The organism is Burkholderia singularis, assembly GCF_001718875.1.
In the GTDB taxonomy this organism is placed as follows: Bacteria; Pseudomonadota; Gammaproteobacteria; order Burkholderiales; family Burkholderiaceae; genus Burkholderia; species Burkholderia singularis.
The window spans coordinates 1,677,998-1,696,701 of record NZ_CP013449.1 but is presented as its reverse complement, the minus strand read 5'-3'; the positions used below and the strand labels follow the sequence as shown (position 1 = coordinate 1,696,701).

16 protein-coding genes and 1 pseudogene are annotated in these 18,704 nt (G+C 67.4%); 3 read left to right on the top strand and 14 right to left on the bottom strand.

The annotated features are described in order from the left end of the window. Positions 1-27: 27 nt before the first annotated feature. Both AQ611_RS22865 and AQ611_RS22860 read right to left on the bottom strand, forming a co-directional pair. A pseudogene (locus AQ611_RS22865) lies at positions 28-1,107 on the bottom strand (IS3 family transposase). A gap of 340 nt (positions 1,108-1,447) precedes the next feature. Further along, the gene (locus AQ611_RS22860; RefSeq protein WP_069236166.1) at positions 1,448-2,011 is read right to left on the bottom strand and encodes a TetR/AcrR family transcriptional regulator; all 564 of its coding nucleotides are present in this window, start codon (positions 2,009-2,011) and stop codon (positions 1,448-1,450) included. An 87-nt stretch (positions 2,012-2,098) separates the two neighbouring features. Between AQ611_RS22860 and AQ611_RS22855 the strand changes: the two genes are divergently transcribed. Beyond that, entirely contained in the window at positions 2,099-4,456 is a 2,358-nt protein-coding gene (locus AQ611_RS22855; RefSeq protein WP_069236165.1) for a molybdopterin-dependent oxidoreductase, read from the top strand. A 248-nt stretch (positions 4,457-4,704) separates the two neighbouring features. Beyond that, entirely contained in the window at positions 4,705-5,184 is a 480-nt protein-coding gene (locus AQ611_RS22850) for a hypothetical protein (protein WP_069236164.1), read from the top strand. On the opposite strand, the gene AQ611_RS25925 is transcribed toward AQ611_RS22850, so the two are convergent. Continuing rightward, positions 5,153-5,488 (bottom strand): hypothetical protein, encoded by a 336-nt coding sequence (locus tag AQ611_RS25925; RefSeq protein ID WP_146011744.1) that lies wholly within the window; start codon positions 5,486-5,488, stop codon positions 5,153-5,155. The genes AQ611_RS22850 and AQ611_RS25925 overlap by 32 nt on opposite strands. A 305-nt stretch (positions 5,489-5,793) precedes the next feature. Here AQ611_RS25925 and AQ611_RS22845 point away from each other — a divergent pair, with 305 nt between their 5' ends. Further along, entirely contained in the window at positions 5,794-6,162 is a 369-nt protein-coding gene (locus AQ611_RS22845) for a VOC family protein (protein ID WP_059518804.1), read from the top strand. Between the two features lie 152 nt (positions 6,163-6,314). On the opposite strand, the gene AQ611_RS22840 is transcribed toward AQ611_RS22845, so the two are convergent. From AQ611_RS22840 to AQ611_RS22785, 11 genes are all read right to left on the bottom strand, one after another. Then, positions 6,315-6,674 carry a hypothetical protein gene (locus tag AQ611_RS22840; RefSeq protein ID WP_146011743.1) on the bottom strand — a complete coding sequence of 120 codons (360 nt, stop codon included), beginning with the start codon at positions 6,672-6,674 and terminating at the stop codon, positions 6,315-6,317. Positions 6,675-6,708: 34 nt separating this feature from the next. Then, positions 6,709-8,136 carry an FAD-binding oxidoreductase gene (locus AQ611_RS22835; RefSeq protein WP_069236162.1) on the bottom strand — a complete coding sequence of 476 codons (1,428 nt, stop codon included), beginning with the start codon at positions 8,134-8,136 and terminating at the stop codon, positions 6,709-6,711. A 289-nt stretch (positions 8,137-8,425) separates the two neighbouring features. Next, positions 8,426-8,971, bottom strand: coding sequence for a permease (locus AQ611_RS22825; protein WP_069236160.1), 546 nt, complete (start codon positions 8,969-8,971; stop codon positions 8,426-8,428). Positions 8,972-9,005: 34 nt separating this feature from the next. Further along, positions 9,006-10,091 (bottom strand): ABC transporter permease, encoded by a 1,086-nt coding sequence (locus AQ611_RS22820; protein ID WP_069236159.1) that lies wholly within the window; start codon positions 10,089-10,091, stop codon positions 9,006-9,008. Beyond that, positions 10,084-11,097 carry an ATP-binding cassette domain-containing protein gene (locus tag AQ611_RS22815; RefSeq protein WP_069236478.1) on the bottom strand — a complete coding sequence of 338 codons (1,014 nt, stop codon included), beginning with the start codon at positions 11,095-11,097 and terminating at the stop codon, positions 10,084-10,086. The genes AQ611_RS22820 and AQ611_RS22815 overlap by 8 nt, the downstream gene beginning before the upstream one ends. A gap of 13 nt (positions 11,098-11,110) precedes the next feature. Further along, positions 11,111-12,181, bottom strand: a complete 1,071-nt coding sequence (locus tag AQ611_RS22810) for a TauD/TfdA family dioxygenase (protein ID WP_069236158.1) — start codon at positions 12,179-12,181, stop codon at positions 11,111-11,113. 4 nt (positions 12,182-12,185) lie between these two features. Next, positions 12,186-12,848, bottom strand: coding sequence for a class I SAM-dependent methyltransferase (locus tag AQ611_RS22805; RefSeq protein ID WP_069236157.1), 663 nt, complete (start codon positions 12,846-12,848; stop codon positions 12,186-12,188). A gap of 50 nt (positions 12,849-12,898) precedes the next feature. Next, positions 12,899-14,143, bottom strand: a complete 1,245-nt coding sequence (locus tag AQ611_RS22800) for a citrate/2-methylcitrate synthase (protein WP_069236477.1) — start codon at positions 14,141-14,143, stop codon at positions 12,899-12,901. A gap of 7 nt (positions 14,144-14,150) precedes the next feature. Beyond that, positions 14,151-15,998, bottom strand: coding sequence for an acyl-CoA dehydrogenase family protein (locus tag AQ611_RS22795; protein WP_069236156.1), 1,848 nt, complete (start codon positions 15,996-15,998; stop codon positions 14,151-14,153). Beyond that, positions 15,995-17,104, bottom strand: a complete 1,110-nt coding sequence (locus AQ611_RS22790; RefSeq protein ID WP_069236155.1) for a hypothetical protein — start codon at positions 17,102-17,104, stop codon at positions 15,995-15,997. The genes AQ611_RS22795 and AQ611_RS22790 overlap by 4 nt, the downstream gene beginning before the upstream one ends. Further along, entirely contained in the window at positions 17,101-18,684 is a 1,584-nt protein-coding gene (locus tag AQ611_RS22785; protein ID WP_069236154.1) for an acyl-CoA ligase (AMP-forming), exosortase A system-associated, read from the bottom strand. Before AQ611_RS22785 ends, AQ611_RS22790 begins: the two co-directional genes overlap by 4 nt. Positions 18,685-18,704 lie beyond the last annotated feature (20 nt).

The window sequence follows — 18,704 nt, the reverse complement described above, 5'->3', positions numbered from 1 at the left end:
CCACGGTTTGCGGTGTCAGCGGCAATGCTAGTCCTCGGCGTTCTGTTTTTCCGTCAGTTTGGCCTGTAGGCCAAATTGACGGACGTATTCCGCAGGCGGCACTTCACCGAAAACCCGGTGAGGCCGACTCTCGTTGTACTCGACCCGCCATCGCTCAATCTGCTTCCTGGCATCGGCCAACGATATAAACCAGTGCGCGTTCAGGCATTCATCGCGCAGCGTGCCGTTGAGCGACTCCACGAATGCGTTATCGGTTGGCTTGCCGGGCCGACTGAAGACAATCTCGACCTTATAATGGTAAGTCCACAGGTCCGCCACCTGACTCGTAAATTCCGAGCCGTCGTCACACGACAATGTACGAGGAGCTCCGCGTTTGGCCTTCAGTTCATCCAACACGCGCACGACATCTGACGCGCCCAATAGCTGACCAACATAGATGGTGAGCGCTTCGCGCGGAAGACAGCAGTGATGGTCAGTGCGCGAAACCTCTGGCCGCTCGAAAGCTGGCCAGCGACCAAATCCAAACTCCACATCGGATTTGTCGCCGCCGACTTTACCCGCGCCGGCCGGCTCAACTGCGCACGTCGCTTGCGATCGGGCTGTCGCGCAGCGACAGACCTTCCTCTCGATACAGGCGGGACAGCCGATTCTTGCTGACCTGATAGCCTTCCCGGAGTGGCAGCACGCGTATTTTCGGATATCCATAGCGCACTCGCGTCGCCGCAATTTCACATACATGCTGCCGCAACGCAACCTGCGGATCGCGGTGACTGCGATACTGGTACACCGAGCACGATATGGCCGCCAAGCGGCAAGTGTGCCGCTTGGAGACTCCGTGGGCTGATTTGAGATAGTCCACGATGCTGCACGTCGGCGAGTAGGGATTTGACACTTTTTTCGATACGCGGGTCAGCATCGCCTTGTCCGACGCCAACTCCGCGCTACCTTTTTCAGTTGGACGTCTCGTCCTGGAACTACTTGAGCTGCCGCATCTGGACCGTCTGTAGGCCGACGTAGATCTTCTTTCAGCGATAAAAGGTTTGCTCCGGAATGCCTACGTGACGATCTGGTCCGTCACCGGCATCCCTGCTTCGCCTGTCTCAACATTGGCACAATCTGCTCGACACTGAAGTGTTGCGTTTTATCGTGTGGCTCCTTTCCATCGAAAAGTCTGCCGAAAACTCGCTCACATGATGGCGCCGCTTACTGGGAGCCGCTCGGCTACGATCCCGCCGCGTGCGGCACGGTGACGAGCGTCGCGGCGGGGCTTGCCGGCGTCGATCAGTGAGGAGGCCGTCACGCAACGCCGCACCGGGCGGGACGAAATTCCGGCTCGGTGTTGCGTGCGGATCGCCCCCGCGGATTGCAGGATGCACCGCGGCTTCGGCAGTCACTGCGATGGTTGGGTTGGCCTCTTCAGCGCTGGGTTGCTCAGCCATCCGAAGCGTTACCGGGGCGTATCGCCATCGTCAAACGTCCGCGCCACAAAGTCGAACACCGAGCGCAGCACTTCATTGCGATGCTCGGGCGTCACCATTGCCCGCGCAATCAGCACCGCGCCGACAGCCGCGCATCCGACCGTCCATGCAGTGGCATCGTCGTGCACTTCGTTGGCAATGGCGGCTTGATAGCGCAGGATCAGCTTTTCAAACGTCTTACGAGTCGCGTTATCCGCCCTTGCCACTTCCGCGCCCAGCGACGGAACCGGGCAGCCCAGCTCGGGATGGTTGACGTTTGCCTTGCTCAGGTAGTTGCGCAGCGCGGCAAGCAGTTCGGCCTTGGTGCGGCCTTCGAACGATGAAAGCACTTTCGACATTTCGTGCTCGATGATCGCGTGCAGGAACTCCGGCTTCGAGCGGAATTGCGTGTAGAACGCGCCCGTCGTCACGCCGGCTGCCGCGGTGAGCTTGTCCATGCCGGTGTTCGCAAAGCCGTTTTGTTTGGCGAGCGCCGCGCCTGACTCGATGAGGCGCATCCGGCTCTCTTCCTTGTGTTTCGGTGAGTAGCGCATGGCCGCTTCCCGTTGGTTAGAGACGTAATTCGATTGACTTCATCCGAAGTATAGAATAGCGTCCGTTATCATAACGATCGCTATTCTATGCGTTCGAGTGCCCCAATCGCCGCATGCGGCAGGCAGACGGAGTGTGTGATGACAGTCGAAAAAACCGCTTGCATCCTTTGTTCGCGCAACTGCGGCCTTGTCGTTGACGTCGAAGACGGCAAGTTCGGCAAGATTCGCGGTGACGACGAGCATCCGGTTTCGAAGGGCTATCTGTGCCAGAAGGCCGCGCGGCTTGCGTACTACCAGCATCACGATGATCGCCTGACGCACCCGTTGCGGCGCGAGCCGGACGGCAGCTTCGTGCGCGTTACGTGGGACGAAGCGATCGACGATATCGCGCGCCGTCTGCTCGCGCTGCGCGCGCGGCACGGCGGGGATGCGTTCGCGCTGGTCGGCGGCGGCGGGCAGGGCAATCATGTCGGCGGCGCATATAGCCGGCAATTGCTCGCAGCCATGCGCAGCCGCTATGCGTACAATGCGCTTGCGCAGGAGAAGACAGGCGATTTCTGGCTCAACGGCCGTTTATTCGGACACCAAACCTGTCATACGACCGAAGATATCGAGCATGCCGACTATGTGTTGATCATCGGGGCGAATCCGTATCAGGCGCACGGCATCCCGAATGCGCGTGATACGTTGCGCGACATCCAGAAAAATCCGGCCCGCACGATGGTGGTGATCGATCCGCGCCGTTCTGAAACGGCGAAGCTCGCCGATATCCATTTGCAGCTTCGGCCCGGCACGGATGCCTATCTGATGAGCGCGATGCTGTCGATCATCGTTCGCGAGGGGCTGCACGACCGCGCGTTCATCGCGCGGCATTGTCGCGGCTTTGAATATGTCGAGCGCGCGTTGCTCGAGGTGCCGCTCGAAGATTACGCGCGCCGCGCGGACATACCGCTCGCGGATATCGAACGCGTCGCGCGCGGCTTTGCGACGGCGCGCAGCGCATGCGTGCGCGTCGATCTCGGCATCCAGCACACGCTGCATACGACGCTCAATGGCTATTTGGAGAAGCTGCTCTTTCTGGTCACCGGCCACTTCGGCAAGCGCGGCGGCAACAACCTGCATACGTTCATACTGCCCGTGCTCGGCCATACCGACGAGCGCGCGCACCGGCACGGCAAGCCGCTCAAGCGCACCGCACATCACCGGATGCACCCGATCGCCGGAATTTATCCGCCGAATATCCTGCCTGACGAGATCGAATCGGCGGGCGATGATCGCGTGCGGGCCGTGTTCGTCGATAGCGCGAATCCGCTCGTCACTTATGCGGATTCCACCGCATACGAGCGGGCGTTCGCGAAGCTCGAATTGCTCGTCGTGGTCGACGTCGCGATGACGGAGACCGCGCGTCTTGCGCATTATGTGCTGCCCGCTGCGTCGCAATTCGAAAAATGGGAGGCGACGGGCTTCAACCTCGAGTTTCCGGAAAATGCGTTTCACCTGCGGCATCCGCTCGTCGCGCCGCTCGGCGAAGCGCTGCCGGAGCCGGAAATCTACACGCGCCTGCTCGAGCGCATGGGCGAGATTCCGCGCCGCTTTCCGATGCTCGCGCGTATCGCGCGGCTCGAGCCGCGAGCGTCCCGGCATCTGGCGTATATGGGCGCGCTCGGCGTCGCGCTGGCGTTGAACAAAGGTTGGCGGCGGCATGCCGCGTCGGTCGTCTACCGGACGTTCGGCCGTGCGCTGCCGAATCAGGCCGCCGGCGTGGCGCCGCTGTTGCCGCTCGCGATCGCTTATGCGCAGCGGCATTATGCGGCGGTGCGCCGGGCCGGCCATCGCGGCAACCGGCTGACGCTCGGCACCGCGCTGTTTCGCGCGATCCTCGAACGGCGCTCGGGCACGGTGATCAGCGTTCACGAGTTCGACGAGATGTGGCGCTTCATTCGCCACGAGGATGGCCGCATCCATCTGCACATCCCGGAAATGCTCGACGAATTGCGCGCACTGCGAACCGAGACGCCGCCGGGCGCCGACTATCCGTTCGTGCTGATGGCAGGCGAGCGGCGCGCGTACAACGCCAACCAGATCTATCGCGATCCGTCGTGGCGCAAGGTCGATCCGCATGGTGCGCTGCGCATTCACCCGGACGATGCGGCGGCGCTGGGCGTCACGGATGGGGACAAGGTCGGATGCGCGTCCGAGACGGGCTGTATCGAGGTTGTCGCCGAGCTGGACGACAGCGTGCGGCGCGGGATGGTCACGCTGCCGCACGGTTACGGCATGCGTTACAAAGGCGGCGCGCCGATCGGCCCCGAGCTGAACCGCCTGACGTCGGGCGCGCATTGCGATCCGCTGTCGCGCACGCCGTATCACAAGTATGTGCCGGTCCGGCTGAGCAAGATCGATGCCGGCGCGCGGGCGCCCGCCGCCGAGCTGACGCATGCGTGATGCGGCGAGCCGCGCCGGGCGGCGCTGCGATCGGACGCGCACGCGCGGGCTTACGCTTTGCCCATCGGAGCCGGATCGATCAGTTTGATTGAGTCTAGATTGGGACGGCGTTGGCGATGCGATTCCAATCATTATTTCAATCGACGAAATTGGTTAATTGAATTGAAACGCGCCAGTACAATGATTGACCCTTGATGAAAAAATCGGGGGCGTCGCTGATTCGAATTAATTATTAAAGGGGACTGGCCATGAAATTTTGCCGCATTGCATTCCGAGGTTCCACGGTGGCGCTTGCCGCGTTGTTTATCCACGCCGCGCCTTTGCATGCTCAATCCACACCTGGTATTCCCGATCCTGCCGCGGTCGGGCTGACGCCCGGCACCGGGCAAAACGGCGCGCCCACCGTGTCGGCCTGTTTTTATAATTACCGAACCGGCGTGGTGGCGGGTTTTCCGGCTCAAATCACGTCCTGGTGGATTGTCACCAATCAACGTAACAATCCGCAGTGCACGCCGCCGGGAGGGCTGCCGAGTCCCAATTGGCAGGAAATGACGTATTTCCACGATATGCCCGTGGGCTCGACCATTTCCGCATGCTGGAGTTTTTCGTGGCCGTCCGATTGGCAACCGATCGGATATTCCGCCGATCCGTCGAAATGCGGTTATTGGCCGAGCGGGCAGATTCCGGGCGCACAGCCTAATGTGGTTTTTTTGAAAAGGGTGCGGTGAGGCGGCCGCTCGGTATGACAAAGCGCCGAACGAAGGATGACAGCAATCGCATCCCTATTCGCGGCGCGTTGACGAGCAGGTTCGCAGAGCTGGCGGTGCCGATGACGACCCGGACGAGTCCGGGTCTTTTTTTTCGAAAAGCCTTGCCGCGCGACGCGCCTCTTTCAGCATCGTTGCGGCGTCGGAAAGTGTGACAGATCAGCCGCGGATGATCGGAGAGCTTCACCGGCAGCGGCATGTTGATGGTGCTGAAGTGTCGCGCGGATATGGGCCTGCCGATGGCCGGCGCGGCGCGCGATCCCATGCCGCCCGCCGATAGCGGACGCGCATTGCTTCCGGTTTCGCCGCATCGATGCCGCGAGGCTCGCAAGAGAGGGGCGTTGCACGGCGGCGATCTGTTTCGAGCTGCTTTTCCTGCGGTACCGGATGAGTGCCTCGCCGCCTTTACCGGCGCACCTTGACGGAGGATACTTCGTCGTCGAGATCCGCGCCGTGTGTGCCGGCCGTCCTCGACGCATCTTTTTTTTGCGGGTATCGCGCACGCAGCGTTCGGTGCCGCGTTGGCAGACGCTTACGCTTTGCGCACGTCCACTCATTGCTGGAGCACGCATGTTCGATCACGTCGTATTCGGAGTCAGCGATTATGAGGCGAGTAAGGCGTTTTTCCTCAAGGCGCTCGAACCGCTCGGTATAGCCGTGGTTCTGGAAGGTCCTCTTGGTATCGAGCTTAGCTCGGACGGCAAGGTTTCATTGTGCCTGTTCCAAACCGACGAGAAACCGGCGCATCTTCACTTGGCATTCACGGCCGAGAATCGCCGGCAAGTGGATGATTTCCATCGCGCGGCTCTGGAGGCGGGCGGTCGGGATCATGGTGCGCCCGGCCTGCGCACGCGCTATCACGCGAACTACTATGCGGCTTTCGTCATTGGCCCGGACGGACACAATATCGAAGTGGTTTGCCATCACCCCGAAGGCTAGCGCTTGTGTCGACGGGCACGCGCATGCAGGCCGCGGCGGGCGGCGCTTGCTTGCGTTTGCGCTGCATGTCGAACGTCGTTTCGATTGCCCGGCGGCGGCACGCGGCCCGTAAGCGATATTCACGAGATTGCCGCGACCGATTCTTTTGACGCTCAGCGTCCCGCGCATTCGCGCCAGCGCATCAGTCGCCGCCACAGCGACGGACGCGCTTGCTCGTTCGGCGCCAACGTCACGATGCGAGCGATACCTTGAACGCTGATCAATGCGCCGGCATTCGGCAGTGCGGCGGTTGCATCGTCGGCAGGCAGCGACGGAAGCGGCGCCGGTGTTCGCGGCGAGCCGGTGGTTTCGACGCCGGAAGCGACGCGGGAATCGAAGCCGGAATCGCAACCGGAATCGAGACCGGAATCGAGACCGGAATCGAAGCCGGGATCGGGCCTGGAAGCGATGCCGGAATCGGGGCTGGGTTCGGAACCGCCATCGGAACCGGCATCGGTGGAGAAACGGACCATGATCGGCATCCTGTCGAAATCGAAGGGGTATCGGTCAATAGCGAACGCGCCCGACGAGCCGCAGCGGGTCGAGCGCGCATTGAACGGCGGATGCGGCAGCCCGCTCTTCGGCGCGCACATATTTGCGGTAATACGCGAGATTGGCGGGGCCGACGCCGTGCTCGGCGCTGAAGCAGCCGCCGAAGCGCGCGACGCGTTCGTACAGCGCGCCGCGCAGCGCGATTTGCCGTACCGCGCCGTATTGCTCGGCGCATGCATGCGGAATCGATACGACGAGATGGCAGCCGCCGTCGCCGAAATGGCCGAATGCGTAGCAGCCGAGCGCCGGATGCGTGTCGGCCAGCCAGCGTTCGGTATCGGCGATGAACGGCGCGAGCGCGCCGCGCGCGAACGATACGTCGAACGACAGCGGCAGGCCATCCTGCGCGACGGCGGCAGGCAGGCTATCGCGCAGCCGCCAGAAACGCTCGGCGGTGGCGCAGGCGGCGTCCAGCGCGTCGCCGCGGCCGACGAGCGCATCGAGCGTGTCGAGCGCGCGCGTTTCCAACAGCGCGTCCAGACCGGGCATGCCGGAGGCGATCTCGACGAGCGCGAAGCACGCGGCAGGCGTATCCGGCAGCGGGACCGACAGATTGGGAAACGCCGCGGCGGCGCGCGCGATGGCACGGGACGACATGAACTCGAATGCGCACAGCAGTTCGCCGAACGCCCGCTCGAACGCGAGCAGGCCCGCGAGCGCGGCGTCATAGGAGGCGAACGCGACGAGCGCCGCGTAAGACGAGCGTTCAAGCGGCGCAAGCGAGAACGAGACTGCGGTGACGAGCCCGAGCGCGCCGCCCGCGCCGATGAACAACTGCTTCAGATCGAAACCGGCGTTGCGTTTGCGCAGCGGCGCGAGTGCGTCGATCACCGTGCCGTGCGCATCGGCGAGCACGGCTTCGATGCCTAGCACGTTGCGGCGCACGTCGCCGTATTTGATGAGCCGACTGCCGCCCGCATTCGCGCCGACCAGGCCGCCCGCGCTCGGATCGCTGCCGAGATCGATCGGCAGGGTGAGCCCGGCCTCGGCCGCCGCGCGGTTCAGCTCGGACAGCCGCACGCCCGCGTCGACCGTGATGCTGCGGTTCGCGACGTCGAGCGCGCGAATGCGACGCATCCGGTCGAACGATACGACACATTGCGCACCGCTGCGATCGGGTACTGCCGCGCCGACCAGCCCGGTGCGCGCGCCCTGCGGGACGAGCGTGATGCAATGGGCATGCGCGGCTTGCACGAGCGCCTGGGCATCGGCGGTCGATGCGGGCCGCGCGACGCCGAGCGCTGCGCCGCTGATCTGCATGATGTCGGTCAGATAGGGCGCGCCTGCATCGCCCTCGAGCCAGCCGTCGCCGAGTGCGGCGGCGAGCGCGGCGGCTTGTGGTGCCGTAGGCGCTGCCGGGTGTGTATCGGGCGGTTGAGCCATTTTTGCCGTTTCGCGTGCGTTGGCTGGTCGGGCCGTATGCGCCGATTCAAGCGCATCGGTTGGCCGGGCCACACGCGCCAATTCAAGCGTATCGGCTGGCCGAGCCGCATGCGCCGATTCAAGCGTATCGGCTGGCCGAACCGCATGCGCCGATTCAAGCGTATCGGCTGGCCGAGCCGCATGCGCCGATTCAAGCGTATCGGCTGGCCGAACCCCATGCGTCGATTCAAGCGCATCGTCCGGCCGAACCACACGCGCCGTTTCAACCGTTTCGGTCGGAGCGCCCATGTCAGTGAACCTGCGCGAGTTGGCGGCGCAGCCGGCCGCGCACGACGACGAGCGCGATCAACGGCACGACGCCGCCCCACAGCGGGCTGTGGCGCATCGCGATCGACACGCCGAGCGCGACGACCGTGGCGACGATCATCACGAACGACAACGCGCGCACCCGCCGGTGCTCGGCGCATGCACCGTCGACGAAGCCGCCGGCGGACCACGCGGTCAGCGCGACGCCTACCGCGAGCACGCAGACGAGCATCGCGGCCGGGCCGAGTTCCTCGCCCCATAAGCGGCTGCCGGCCGGCGACACGAGCGCGAGCAACGCGCCGATCACGAGAAACAGGTCGACGCCGATCGCGATGCTGTTGCGCTCGGCGCGGCGCAGCAGCCATGCGCCATGCGCGAGCGCGAGCACGCCGCCGATCAGGAACGCATGGGTCCAGCGCTCGTCCGGCTGGCCGGGGCCGAGCCGGCCGTAGAACAGAAACACGATCGCCGGCAGAAAGTTGCTCGCATGCAGCAGGTAGTCGGTGAGCGGATGGCGGGAGGGGGTCATCGGGCGTTTCTCCTTCAGGAAAGCGAATGGATGCTCATGCGTCGTGCCAACGGAACAGGCGCGCGGACACGAACAGGAACAGCAGCGTGCTTGCCGCCATGCCGGCAAGCTGCGGCGCGAACTGCGCATACTGCGCGCCATCGAGCAGCAGGCCGCGCAGCGCGACCGCGAACTGATTGGTCGGCAGGAACGCGAGCGCGGCCTTGAGCCAGGACGGCGCATCGTGCATGGGAATCGTCAGATCGCTGAAGAACAGCAGCGGATAGTACGTGACGTTGCACGCAAGCTCGGCGGCGGCAAGCGACTGCGCGCGGCTCGCGAGCAGCACGCCGAAGCTCAGCACCATCGCCGCGCCGAGCAGCACGACCGGCAGCGCGCGCAGCCCGGCAGGCGAGACGATCGGCAATGCGATGCCGAACGCGAAGCGCGCAACCGCGAGCAGCACCACGGCGGACAGCGCCATCATCGCCATGCGCGCGACGATCAGCGCGCCGAGGAACACGCCGCGCGACACCGGAAAGCAGACATAGAGCTTGAACGTGTTGCGCTCGCGCAGCGCGGCGATCGCGGTCGCGGTGGAATTCAAGCCGATCGCCATGAACGCCATCACGAGAATGCCGGTTGCGAAGAATGCGCCGTAGTCGAATGCACGGCGCTCGGGCGCGGCGTTCTCGAAGCGCGCCGGCTCGGCGGGCAGGCCGAGCCCTTGCGCGGCGCAGCGCGCGAGCGCGATCTCGATCACCCGCGATGCGGCTTTCGCGGCGAGCGAGCCGTTGAAGTCGTAGCGTATCGTCGCGGGCGTGTGCGCGTCGGCGCCGAGCACGACGTTGACGCGTTCGGTGCTGCCGCGCGCGCCCGCGGCGACGATCGTTGCCTTGACGACGTCGCTGCGCGCCAGGCTCGCGACGATTTCGGCACGGCACGCGTCACGGTACAGCGTCGTGCCGCCGGGCGCATCGAATGCGATGTCGACAGTGCCGAGCGAGTTCGAGCCGCCGAATGCGAACAGCATCACGCTGAGCAAGAACACCGGAAAGACGAGCGTCCAGAACAGCGACGAGCGGCTGCGCAGAAAGCCGAGCAGCTCGTTGCGCACCAGGATTGCGAATACCTTAAGCATCGCGTGGCCCCTCCGTGCATACGCGCAGCAGATCCTCGAGCGTACTGGGCGCGAGTTCCAGATGCTGAATGCCCTGTTCGCCGATGAGCGCATGCACGCGCGCGTGAAGCGTCGCGTCGCCGAACGCTTCGGCAACGAGCGGCTGCGGCGCGCGAACGTTGACGACGCCCGGCAACCCGGCGAGCCGCGCGCGCAGCGCGCGGGCCTCGGCGGCGTCGCGGCAGTGCAGCGCGGCGCGCGCGTGGCCGACGCTCGCCGCTATCAGCGCGTCCTTGGCGCCCTGGTAGCGGATGCCGCCGTCGCGGACCCAGACGAGATCGTCGACGAGCGCAAGCTCGTCGGCGCTGTGGCAGATCATCGCGATGCTGGTGGCTGCGGCGCGCGCGCACAGCAGCCCGGTGACGGCGCCCGTATACCGCCGGTCGAGGCCGGTGAACGGCTCGTCGAGCACGGCCAGCTCGGGCCGGTGCGCGAGCGCGACGTACAGATCGACGCGCTGGCGTTGCCCTTTCGACAGCGCGCGGCACGGCTTGCCGAGCAGCTCGCCGATGCCGAGCGCGGCGGTGACGTCCGGGTCCGCGCGGCGGTACATCGCGCGATGCAGCGCGACGATTTCGTCGACGCGCGCATGATCCGGATATTCGACCTTCTGCAGTTGCGCGCCGAGCCGGCGCAGCGAAGCAGGTTCGCGCATGAAGTGCGGCGCGGGCGCATCGAGCACGCGCACGTCGCGGCCGCCGCGCCGAAAGCCGAGCAGCGTCTCGAGCAGCGTGCTCTTGCCCGCGCCGTTGGGCCCGACGATCGCGGTGATCGCGCCCAGGCGAAAGCGCACGTCGTGTGCAACGAAACGGAAATCGCCCGCCGCGACGTCGATCGCGGCCGCGCTCAGCGCGGCTTGCGGCGCGTGCCGCGCGGGCGGCTGCTGCGTGCCGAACAGCCGGGGCCAGTCGAATGCGTGGCGCGGATCGAGTATCGCGCGCAGCAGGGCGGGAAAGGACACACTCATCGGCGGCATCCGCTCAGTCGAACAGCATCACTTGCGTGTCGCGCGCGCCCCGGTACGGGTTGCGGCCGTGCGCGACCAGCATGTTGTCGACGACGAGCACGTCGCCCGCTTGCCACGGGAACGCGATTTCCTCGCTGTCGAACGCATCGTAGATGGGGACGAGATCGTCGAACGGCATCGGCGTGCCGTCGCCGTAGCGGACCTCGTATGGAAACGCGGCGCGGCCGCCGAATACGCGCTGCAATTGCCGATAGCTGAAATCGCCCATCGAGCGGGGGTTCGGATGCTGCGCGCTCGCCTGGTTGAACCACAGCACGTCGCTGGTGCGCGGATGCGTGCGCAGCGCGGGGCCGACGTGCGACACGGTCACGCTGCCGTCGTCGAGCCAGCGGCAGCCGAGCCCGCGTGCCGCGCACAGCCGTTCGACGTCGGCGCGCTCGGCGGTGCCGAATGCGTCGTCCCACGGCCGGTGGTATTCGCCGAACGCCATGCCCGACCGGTTGCTGCTGGCCGCCCGTTCGCCCGGCGCGGCGAAGTTGCGCAGATACATCACGCCGCGCGCGGCGAAGCGCTCGCGCAGCGCGGCCGGAATTCGCGCGGTCACGCGGCGCATGTCGCAAATCGGCGTTTCGCCGCCCGCGTCGGCCGGCCGCCGGCAATAGAACGCGACGAGCCGGGGAAACGCCGGCATATAGGCCATCTCCTGATGCAAGCCGATCTTGAACGGCGGGGGCATCCGCGTCGATTCGTACACTTCGCCGGCGATTTGGCGGCGCGGTGCGGCTCCCGCGGTGTAGCCGTTCGCGTGCGGCGGATAGAGCGCGCCGAGGCGGCCGAACGCGGCGGTGTCGGGCACGGCGAAACCGCGCCACAACAGCGCGCCGCGCGCGTCGAGCAGCTGGTCGATGTCGGCAAGCCGCGCGCCGTACCACGCGGCGAATGCGTCGGGCGACGCCGCGAGCGCGGGATCGCGCGGCGTGATGCAAAGCGGCAGCGCGGCGTGCTCGACGAGCGGCGCGCATGCGACGCGGTCATCATCGAACAGCGCGGCGGCACCGCCGGCAAGCGGGGCGGGAGTCGGCATGGCGTTACGCAAGCGCGGGTTTTTTCAGCAGGATTTCGAAGCCGAGTGCGCCGAGCCCGGCGCTCGGGCTGTAGATCGACGCGTGCGCCGCGAGGCCGGCCTGCGCGACGAGCGCGTGCGCTTCGTCGAGCGTGATCTTCTCCTCGACGTGAGTCGGCGGATAGTCGGCCGCCGCGCGCATCGCGGTGAAGCGATCGAGCAGGTGCTGAGGCGCATCGCGCCGCATGTCGTGAACCAGCGCGACGCCGCCCGGTTGCAGCACGCGGAACATCTCGGTCAGGCTGAGTGCTTTGTCCGGCAAGTGGTGCAGCGTCGCGCGGCCCACCGCCATCGTCAATTCGCCGTCGTCGAAGGGCAGCGCGAGCGCGTCGCCGACCCGCAGCTCGATGACGTCGTCCAGGCCGAGCGCATGGATGCGCGGGCGGCCCTCGTCGAGCATGGCCGGGTCGAGATCGATGCCGACGTAGCGCCAGCCGGCCATCGCCGGATCGGCCGCCAGCCGGACCGGCACGACGCCCGTTGCCGTGCCGATATCGGCGATCACGCCCGCGTTCATCCCGCGGGCGAGCTGGCGGATGCGGCTGATGAACAACAGATCCCACGGTTCGAGCGTTTCGGTGGCGAAGCGGTCGTAGTCGTTGGCCGGACGCAGATTCTTGAGCAGCATGTCGTTCCTCGCATGTTGATGGATTGCGAATGGGGCAAAGGGGCCGTCCGTCAGAGCCAGCCGACCGGCACGGCGGCGAGCAGGCGCCGCGCGGTTGCGCTGTTGACGCCGAACGCCGGCCGCTGGCGGCGCTCGAGCGCATGCGCGCACATCGCGGCGATGCGCGCGCCGAGGCCGACGCCGACGCCCCACGACGGCGCGGCGACGCCGAGTTCGAGCAGCGCGGCGGCGGTCAGGAAATCGATGTTGGGGCGCAGTCCGCGGCGTGCGTCGGCGTGCGCGCAGCACGCGTCGAACAGCGTCAGATACGGGCCGTCGAAGCCGCGTGCGGCGAATAGCCGGCGCAGGTGCGGCGGGCGCGGATCGGCGACGAAAAGCGGATGACCGAAGCCGTACAGCGTGCGCTTGGCGTCGAGATCGTCGTCGATCGCCGCGCGCGCGGCCGCTTCGAGCGCGTCGCGCGCGGCCGGGACGGCGGGCTCGGGCGTGGCGGCGGCAGCGAGCGTCGCGAGCCAGCCCATTGCTTCGAGCGCCGCCCCGACGTGCGACGGGCCGCTCGCCATGAAGCCCGCCGCGACCGCCTGCACCAGCGTCACGCCGGTGCCGATCGCCACGCGCGGCGCGAGCACGGTCGGCGTGATGTAGCCAAAGCCCGCGTGCCACGCGACGAGCAACGCATCCATTGCCGCGTCGGCGGCCGGGCCGCGGCGCGTCGCGCCGGTCAGCGCGAGCATGCGCTGCGCCTGGGTGGCGGCGGGGTCGCACAGGGTATCGCCGGCGGCGGCCGCGGCGTAAGGCCGCCCTTCGATGGCCGCGTGCAGCAGCAACGGCGCCACGGCCGCGCATGCGAGCATCGCGTCTAGGTCGGCGTCGCAGCGCGGATCGGCGGCGAGCCGGCCAAGCGCATCGTCGAGCCCGCGCAGCAGGCCGGCGGCGGCGGCAAACACCGGCGCGACGCCGGCCGCGCCCATGCCGGCGGCGACGTCCTGCGCGGCCGAGCCGCGCGCGAACGCCGCCGCGTGCGCGGCGAGCCGTTCGCGGATCGCGGTTTCGCGCGCCGTATGCGCGCTACTGCCGGGCGCGACGTCGAACCACAGATGCGCGAGCGCGCCTTCGAACGTCACCGCGCTGATCAACGCGTTCAGATCGACGCTGCGCACGCGCAGCGCCTCGTCGGGCGCGAGCGTCGCGCCGTCGATGTCGGTGCCGCGATGGCGGGTGGCGGGGCGGCCGAGCAGGTTGCGAGGGGGAGCGTCGGCGGGTTCCGGGCGCAGGGCGGTCGTGTCCGTGTCCATGTTCATGTCATTCCACCTGAGCGAGTTCGTCGCTGCTCACCGAGATCGCGGCGTCGCTCATCGACGCGATCACGGCGGCGTGCTGGTGAACGAGCGGCAGCACGTTCGCGAAGTAGTAGCGCGCGCTCTTGAGCTTGCCGCGGTAAAACGCGGCTTCGGCCGGCTCGTCGGCAAGCGCTTGCCCGGCGAGCGCGCGCGCGGCGATGCATGCGGATTCGAGCAGCACCCAGGCCGACGTGACGATGCCGAACATCTCCAGAAAGCGCGTGTAGAACTGGCTGCTGCGATGCGTGTGGCCGTCCTGCACGTCGCGTGCGATGTGGTCGAGCGCGGCGCCGATGCACTCGGCGCCCGCGCGCAGCGCGTCGAACAGCGGCCGCAGGTCGGCGGGCGTATCGGCATGCGGCTGGCGGGCGACGAACGCGTCAAGTTCGTCGCGGTAGTATTGGATCAGCCGCGAATGCCGGCCGAAGCCGAGTTTGTCGCGCACGAGGTCTTGCGCCTGAATGTAATTCGTGCCTTCCCAGATCGACAGAATCTTCACGTCGCGCGCGCATTGCTCGACGGGGCTGGCGTCGGTGTAGCCGAGCCCGCCGTGCACCTGGATCGCGGTTTCGCAGATCCGCCAGGCCTGATCGGAGATGAATGCCTTGCAGATCGGCGTGAGCAGCAGTTGCAGCTTGCGGTGGCGCTCGATGTCGGCCGGGTCCGCGCCGGGCGTCGCTTCGAGTATCGCCGCGCGGGTCGCGGTCGCGGCAAGCTTGCCGAGCAGCCCGCGGCAGCCGTCGATGCGGCTTTTCATGTCGATGAGCATGCGCTGCACGTCCGCGTGCTCGATGATCGGTACGCGCGCCGCGTGGGTGTTCGACGCGTGCGCGATCGGCCGGCCTTGCAGCCGGCGCCCGGCGTAGTCGACTGCATGCAGATACGCGCTCGATGCGACGCCGACGCCGAACATGCCGGTGCTCATCCGCGCCTGGTTCATCAGCGGCATCAGTTGCAGCAGGCCGACGTTGCGGCGGCCGCCGAGCAGCCAGCCGCGGGTCGTGCCGCGCGCGCCGAACACGAGATGAGTGTTCGCGCAGCCCTTGAGGCCCATCTTGCGCGGCAGGCCGATGCATTCGACATGGTTCGGCAGCAATTCGCCCGTCGTCTCGTCCGGCCAGAAACGCGGCACGACGAGGCACGACAGCGAGAACGAATCGGGCGTCGCGGTGTCGATTCGCCCGAGCACGAAATACAGCGTGTTGTCGGTCAGCTCATGCATGCCGGCGGAGATGTAGATTTTCTCGCCCGTTATCGCATAGATATCGTGTTCGAGCGGCGTCGCGCGCAGCGCGACCGCGGTCAGATCGGTGCCGGCCTGCGGCTCGGTCGCGCAGAAGCACGCATCCCAGCGGTACGCCTCGAGCGGCGCGATCAGCGCCTTCTGGCGCGGCGTGCCGTGCATCTGCAGCAGCTTGACCGCGGGCCGCGTGAAGCCGCCATAGGTCATGAACGACGGGTTCGCGCCCATGAACATTTCGTAGATCATCTGCGTGACGATCGGCGGCAGCCCATGTGTGGAGCCGAACAGCGTGTTCGCCCACTCGTCGCGAAAGCGTGCCCACAGCGCGTGGAAATGCGACGGAATCCGCACCTGGCCATCGTCGAGCAGCGTGCAGCCCTCGATGTCGGCTTGTTGATAGCTGAGGCCGAGATCGTGCGCGAAGTCGCGCGCGCGTTCGAGCAGCGCGTCGATCGCGGTGCGATCGTGCGTCGCATAAGGCCCGTCGGACAGAAAGCGGCGGTCCGCCTCGAACAGTTCCCACAGAAAGAAGCGCAGTTCGCGCAGGCTGACTTTATAGGCGCTCATCGCGCATCTCCGTCGATGTCGAGTGCGGCATCGAAGCCGCCCGTCACGTCGCACACGGCAGCGGCGGCCGCGCCGTGCAGCGCCGCGTCCCAAACCAGCACCGTGCGGCGCTCGCCTTCGTCGAGCGCGCTGGCCAGGCGGATCAGCGCGGCCGCCGAGTCGGCCGACGACAGGTGTCCCGCCAGGTCGTGCTGCATTCGGCAGCCAAGCGGCAGCGAGGCGGCATTAGCCACGCGCGCGGTGAACTCCGGATCGAAGCCGGGCGGCGCGCACCAGTCGATCTGATCGGCGCGCAGCGCCGCGGCGTCGAGCGCATGCTGGATCGCGCGCGCGGCGATCGGCGCGAGCGTGTCGCGCAGCGCGCCGGGCTCGGCCGCCCAGGGCTCGGCAATCGATTCGCCGAACGCCAGCGCGACGCCGCGCAGCCCGCCCCACGCGGCGCCGTCGGGCGCGTGGCCGGCGCGGTTCACCAGCATCGCGGCGGCGGCGTCGCCGTAGCCGACGAGATCGCCGAACTGCCGGAAGAACGGATACAGCCATTTGTCGCTGACGATCACGAGCGCCTGATCGTCGGGGCCGAGCATGCCGTCGAGCAGCGTCAGCGCGCTATACCAGCCGAGCGTGCCGTTCTGGCCGAGCGCGAGCGGCATCACGCGTTGCAGCCCGAGTTCGTATTGCATCCGGCCGACGACGGAATCGCCGATCGTCTCGTTGAGTGCGCAACTCGCGACGAGCACGTGCGTCGTGCGCGCGAGCTGGCCGGAGCCGAGCTGGTCACGCAGATCGAGGGCGGCGTCGGCGGCGAGATCGGCGAGGCTGCGTCCGGGCGGCGCGATCCGCAGCGTCGGGCGGCCGCCCGGCGCGAGGCGGGCGGCCTCGTCGGGCGTGAGCGCGCCGTGGCCGCGCGGGCGGGCGAAGCGCGCTTGTGGCAGCAGCAGATGGCGGTAACCGTGATGGCGCTCCTGCGCCTGGATCGCGTTGAACGCAACGGCGGGCGGCAAGACTACGACGCCGCCCGTCAGCGTGAGCACGTCGCGGGCGAGTGGAGCGCGGCGCGCGGCGCCGCGCGTGTCGTGGCGAACTTCGTCGAGCGTCGGCAGGCTCATGCGGGCGTTTCCTCCAGGTTCGAACCGGTGAATGTGTCGCGATGCAGCGCCTTTAACGCGGGGCGGTCGATCTTGCCGTTCGGATTGCGCGGCAGCGCCGCTCGCACGTCGACGACGAGCGGCACCATATAGGTCGGCAGCGCCGCGCGGCAGGTACGCACGACGTCGGCGCGGCACGCATCGGCATCGAGTGTCGATACGACGCACGCGGCGATCGCCTCGCCGAGCGCCGTGTGCGGCACGCCGAACACGGCGGCTTCGCGCACGTGCGGCAGCGCGAACAGCACGTCCTCGACTTCGGTCGGGCTCACGCGGTAGCCGGACGTCTTGATCATGTCGTCGCCGCGTGCGACGAAATACAGGTAGCCGTCGGCGTCGCGCCGCACGATGTCGCCGGACCAGACGGCGACGCCGTCGCGCGGAATCTGCCCGTGACGCCGAGGCAGCGGCCTAAAGCGCTGGGCGCTCAGCTCGGGCTGGTTCCAGTAGCCGAGCGTGACGAACGCGCCGCGATGCACTAGCTCGCCCGGCTCGTCGGGCTCGCATTCGGTGCCGTCCGGGCGCAGCACGAGAATTTCGGCGTTCGGCACGGCCTTGCCGATCGAGTTCGGACGCACCTGCGCGTCGGCGGGCGGCAGATAGGTCGAGCGGAACGCCTCGGTGAGGCCGTACATCAGGTAGGGCTCGGCGTTCACGTACAGCGCGCGCAGCCGCTTGAGCAGCGGCGTCGCCAGATGGCCGCCGGTGTTCGCGAAGCGGCGGATTCGCGAGCGCGCGGTATCGCTCCATTCGACGGACGCGAGCTGCATCCACAGCGGCGGCACGCCGGTAATCGACGTGACGCCGCGCGCGTCGCAGTAGCGCGGCACCTCGGACGGTTGCAGGAAATCGAGCGGCGCGTAGCACGCGCCCGATACGAGCGCGGTGGTCAGTTGGCTCAGGCCCGCGTCGAAGCTGAGCGGCAGCACGCCGAGGATCACGTCGCTCGGATGCAACCCCTGATATGCGGCGACGCTGAACGCGCCCGAGACGAGATTGCGTTGCGATACCACCACGCCTTTGGGCTTGCCGGTGGAGCCGGACGTGTAGAGCAGCGCGGCGGGATCGTCGTCGACCGGCCCGTGCGCGATGCGGCGCGGCGCGCCGGACGACGCCTGGATCGCCTCGCCGAGCGCCTCGCCGAGCGCCTCGATGAGCAGCGTGCGCCCGGCCACGCGCGCGGCGAGCGCTGGCAGCCGCTTGAGCCGTTGCGCGCCGGTGACGAACAGCGCCGCGCCGCTGTCGGCGACGATGTGTTCGATCTGCGCTTCCTTCAGTTGCGGATTGATCGGCACGAAGATCGCGCCGAGCGCGTTCGCGGCCAGGATCGCGACCACGGTTTCGTATTGCTTCGGCGCATAAATCGCGACGCGATCGCCGGGGGCGATGCCCGCCGCATCGAGCGCGGCCGCCGCGCGTTCGACCGCGTCGGCCAACTGCGCATAATCGGCTTGTTGCCTGCCGTCGGCATAGGCGGTGTGATTCGGCCAGCGGCGGGCGCTGTCGTTGAGCACGTCGGCGAGGCTGATCAAGGCATTCATGGTCGACTCCTCGTGGATGG

Bases quoted from the DNA above. Each gene is read 5' to 3' on its own strand.
- AQ611_RS22815 (WP_069236478.1), bottom strand. From the start codon at position 11,097: ATGAGTGTGTCCTTTCCCGCCCTGCTGCGCGCGATACTCGATCCGCGC.
- AQ611_RS22850 (WP_069236164.1), top strand. From the start codon at position 4,705: ATGAAATTTTGCCGCATTGCATTCCGAGGTTCCACGGTGGCGCTTGCC.
- AQ611_RS22785 (WP_069236154.1), bottom strand. From the start codon at position 18,684: ATGAATGCCTTGATCAGCCTCGCCGACGTGCTCAACGACAGCGCCCGC.
- AQ611_RS25925 (WP_146011744.1), bottom strand. From the start codon at position 5,488: ATGGGATCGCGCGCCGCGCCGGCCATCGGCAGGCCCATATCCGCGCGA.
- AQ611_RS22795 (WP_069236156.1), bottom strand. From the start codon at position 15,998: ATGAGCGCCTATAAAGTCAGCCTGCGCGAACTGCGCTTCTTTCTGTGG.
- AQ611_RS22835 (WP_069236162.1), bottom strand. From the start codon at position 8,136: ATGGCTCAACCGCCCGATACACACCCGGCAGCGCCTACGGCACCACAA.
- AQ611_RS22860 (WP_069236166.1), bottom strand. From the start codon at position 2,011: ATGCGCTACTCACCGAAACACAAGGAAGAGAGCCGGATGCGCCTCATC.
- AQ611_RS22840 (WP_146011743.1), bottom strand. From the start codon at position 6,674: ATGGTCCGTTTCTCCACCGATGCCGGTTCCGATGGCGGTTCCGAACCC.
- AQ611_RS22820 (WP_069236159.1), bottom strand. From the start codon at position 10,091: ATGCTTAAGGTATTCGCAATCCTGGTGCGCAACGAGCTGCTCGGCTTT.
- AQ611_RS22790 (WP_069236155.1), bottom strand. From the start codon at position 17,104: ATGAGCCTGCCGACGCTCGACGAAGTTCGCCACGACACGCGCGGCGCC.
- AQ611_RS22810 (WP_069236158.1), bottom strand. From the start codon at position 12,181: ATGCCGACTCCCGCCCCGCTTGCCGGCGGTGCCGCCGCGCTGTTCGAT.
- AQ611_RS22855 (WP_069236165.1), top strand. From the start codon at position 2,099: ATGCGTTCGAGTGCCCCAATCGCCGCATGCGGCAGGCAGACGGAGTGT.
- AQ611_RS22845 (WP_059518804.1), top strand. From the start codon at position 5,794: ATGTTCGATCACGTCGTATTCGGAGTCAGCGATTATGAGGCGAGTAAG.
- AQ611_RS22825 (WP_069236160.1), bottom strand. From the start codon at position 8,971: ATGACCCCCTCCCGCCATCCGCTCACCGACTACCTGCTGCATGCGAGC.
- AQ611_RS22805 (WP_069236157.1), bottom strand. From the start codon at position 12,848: ATGCTGCTCAAGAATCTGCGTCCGGCCAACGACTACGACCGCTTCGCC.
- AQ611_RS22800 (WP_069236477.1), bottom strand. From the start codon at position 14,143: ATGGACACGGACACGACCGCCCTGCGCCCGGAACCCGCCGACGCTCCC.